2 protein-coding genes and 1 pseudogene are annotated in these 3,127 nt (G+C 60.2%); all 3 read right to left on the reverse strand.

Annotation, left to right across the window (positions count from 1 at the left end):
* Nucleotides 1-1,718: TRAP transporter large permease subunit (locus Q7T06_RS08685; protein ID WP_304783542.1), on the reverse strand; the 1,718-nt coding region annotated here is incomplete at its 3' end.
* Entirely contained in the window at nucleotides 1,715-2,341 is a 627-nt protein-coding gene (locus Q7T06_RS08690; RefSeq protein ID WP_304783545.1) for a TRAP transporter small permease subunit, read from the reverse strand. The genes Q7T06_RS08690 and Q7T06_RS08685, both read right to left, overlap by 4 nt.
* A 101-nt stretch (nucleotides 2,342-2,442) precedes the next feature.
* Nucleotides 2,443-3,127, reverse strand: a pseudogene (locus Q7T06_RS08695) (C4-dicarboxylate ABC transporter); the annotation flags it as partial.

Below are 3,127 nucleotides of genomic sequence, written 5' to 3' on the forward strand. Positions count from 1 at the left end.
GGGATGAAGATCGGCATGAAAATGACGATGATCTCGGTCCACTCCAGCGGCCAGCCGAGCAGGAAAATGATGACTTGCGCCAGGATCATGAACTGGATGGGCGTCAGGTCCATCGACAGCACCCAGCTATTGATGATTTCCTGGCCGCCGAGTAGCGCGAAGGCCGCCGAAAAGATGCTCGAGCCGACGAACAACCAGCAAACCATCGCGCTTGTCTTTGCCGTCAGGAACACCGACTCCTTCAGGACCGTCATGTTGAGGCGGCGATAGGCGCCTGCAAGCACCAGGCCACCCAGCGAACCCATTGCCGCCGCTTCTCCCGGCGTAGCCAGCCCGAAAACGATCGCGCCAAGCACGGAAATGATCAGGATCGCGAGGGGGAAGAACGAGCCCAGCAGCATCTTGAATATTTCCAGCCGGGTAAACGAGAAGATCGCATAGAACACGATCAGCGCCGCCAGCCCGATGGCCAGTGCGATCCAGTACCCCTTCGGTGCATCGACCCGATCGGCCGCAGCGCTTGCCTTGGCCGGTTCAGGTGTTGCCGCTGCCGGCGCCTCTGCTTTGCTTGCCTTGGCAGGCCCGGCGGCGGCTTCGGCTTTCCCGTCTGCCGGTGGCTCCTGCAATCCGCCAGCCTGCTCAGGCTCCTGCAATCCTCCAGCCGCTTCGGGCTCGGCCAATCCACCGGCCTGTTGCGCAGCGCCGCCGGCATCCTGGGCCACCGACCCCATCTCCACCAGGCTGCCGGAGTCCTGGACCTCAGGCGCGGTAGTGACGGACTTGTAGGTGAAGAGCATTGCCGCGGCAAAAACGATGGCTGGCAATAGCGCGATCAGCATTTGCCCGAACAGCGTTGCCGCCGGAACGTTTGCTGCGCGCTTGCCTTTGATCGCACTGAACAGTCCGGCCACCGCATTGCGGCTGCCGCCACTGTCAACGATGGACTGTGCGGCTGGCGGCAGCGGCACATGGCGATCGGCTTCCGACAGCGGCGGCGCGTAGGACGGCTTGATCTTGGCAACGATGATGATGTAGCCGATGTACATTGTTGCGAGCATGAGTCCCGGGAAGAAAGCGCCGGCATACAGCGTCACCACCGAAACGCCGGCGGTCGCGCCATACACGATCAGCATGACCGATGGCGGTATCAGGATGCCCAGGCAGCCGCCGGCCGTAATCGCTCCGGCAGACAGCCGCACGTTGTAGCCGGCCTTCAGCATGGCGGGCATCGCCAGCAGCCCCATCAGCGTAACCACCGCACCGACGATGCCGGTAGCGGTTGCAAAAATCGCGCAGGTCACGATGGTGGCCACGGCCAGCGAGCCCGGAATCCGGGCCATTGCCAGGTGCAGGCTCTTGAACAGCTTCTCGATCAGGTTGGCCCGTTCGACCAGGTAGCCCATGAATACGAACAGCGGGATTGAGATCAGAACGTCATTCGACATCACTGCGTAGGCGCGTTGCACCATCAGGTCGAGAGTCTGCGCGGTCGCTGTCCCGGGATCCTGGCTTCTGTAAGCCAGGAAGGTGAAGATCACGCCCATGCCCATCAACGTGAATGCGGTCGGAAAGCCCAGCATGATCGCAACCACGATCAGGGCCAGCATCAGCAGGCCGAGGTGGCCATTCGTAAGTTGTGAAATCGGTGGCATCAAAATGAACACGGCCACGGCGATCATTGCCAGGATCGTCAAGCCAAACCATGCGCCGCGCTTCATTGCTTGCTCCCGCTCTGGCCGGTTACGTACTTGTCGGCGTTCAATATGTCTTCATCCTTGACGTGGACCATCTCCTTGAGCTTTTCGACGTCGACTTCCTCGACATCCTGCTCGCGCGACGGCCATTCACCGGTTTTCAGACAGATCACGCAGCGCACGATCTCCACGATGCCCTGCAACAGCAGCATGGCACCGGCTATAGGGATTGCTGTCTTGAACGGATAAATCGGTGGTCCATCGGCGGTGATGTTTGAATGTTCGTTGATCCGCCAGGATTCGCCGGCGTAGGTGTATCCCGCCCAGACCAGGGCGACGATGCCCGGTATGAAGAACAGGAAATAGAGTGCGAGGTCCAACCCGGCCTGCACTCGCGGCGGGAAAAACCCGTACAGCACGTCGCCCCGGACGTGGCCGTTCTTGGACAGCGTGTAGGCGCCGGCCATCATGAACAGCACGCCGTACATCATGATCATGACGTCGAATGCCCACGCATGCGGCGTGCCCAGCACGTAACGGGAGAATACTTCCCAGCAGATCAGCGCGGTGAGCGAAACGATCAGCCACGCGAAAAGCTGGCCGACCCAAGTGCTGAGCCGGTCAATAAAAAGCAGAGTCTTTTGCATCATCAGGTTCCAGGGAATTCATGGCAGCGAGGCATTTTCGCCGCCACCAAAAAAACACCATCCAGGATCGCTGGATGGTGTCTTGTCAGGAGCGGCGGGAATCAGGCCTTCTTGGCGGGTGCTTTCTTGCCAAAGTAGTGGTTGTAAGCCATGCGCCGGTTGGTGACCGTATCCATTTCCCAGCGCAGTGCGCGCTCGGCGAACTTGCGCTGCGATTCCACAATCTCCTTGAACAAGGGGTCTGAGGATTTCTTGTCCGTGACCGTGTCGTAGACCTTGAGCTGCTCTTGCAGGATAGCGTCCGGGGTCTTGTAGAACTTGACGCCCTGCTTGGTCTGCATCTCCGTATAGTCCTTGGAATAGCGGTCGATGGCTTTCCACGACATGTCGGAGGAAGCCGCCTCGGCAGCGTTGTCGATGATTGCCCTCATCTTGGCTGGCAGTGCGTCGAACTTTGTCTTGTTGAACATGATCTCGAACTGCTCGGCGTTCTGATGGAAGCTCTGCAGCATGCAGACCTTCGACACGTCCGGGAACCCAAGCAAGCGATCCGAGCTGGCATTGTTGAATTCGGCTGCATCGAGCAGGCCGCGGTCCATGGCCGGGACGATTTCGCCGCCTGGCAGCGCGTTGACGGCGGCGCCCATGCCCTGGAACACGTCGATCGAAATACCGACTGTGCGGAACTTCAGGCCCTTCATGTCGGCGGCCTTGGTGACCGGTTTCTTGAACCAGCCCAGCGGTTGCGACGGCATCGGGCCGTAGACGTAAGACTGGACGTTGGCG

The sequence above is a fragment of the Herminiimonas sp. genome (assembly GCF_030645555.1).
Taxonomy (GTDB): domain Bacteria; phylum Pseudomonadota; class Gammaproteobacteria; order Burkholderiales; family Burkholderiaceae_D; genus Oxalicibacterium.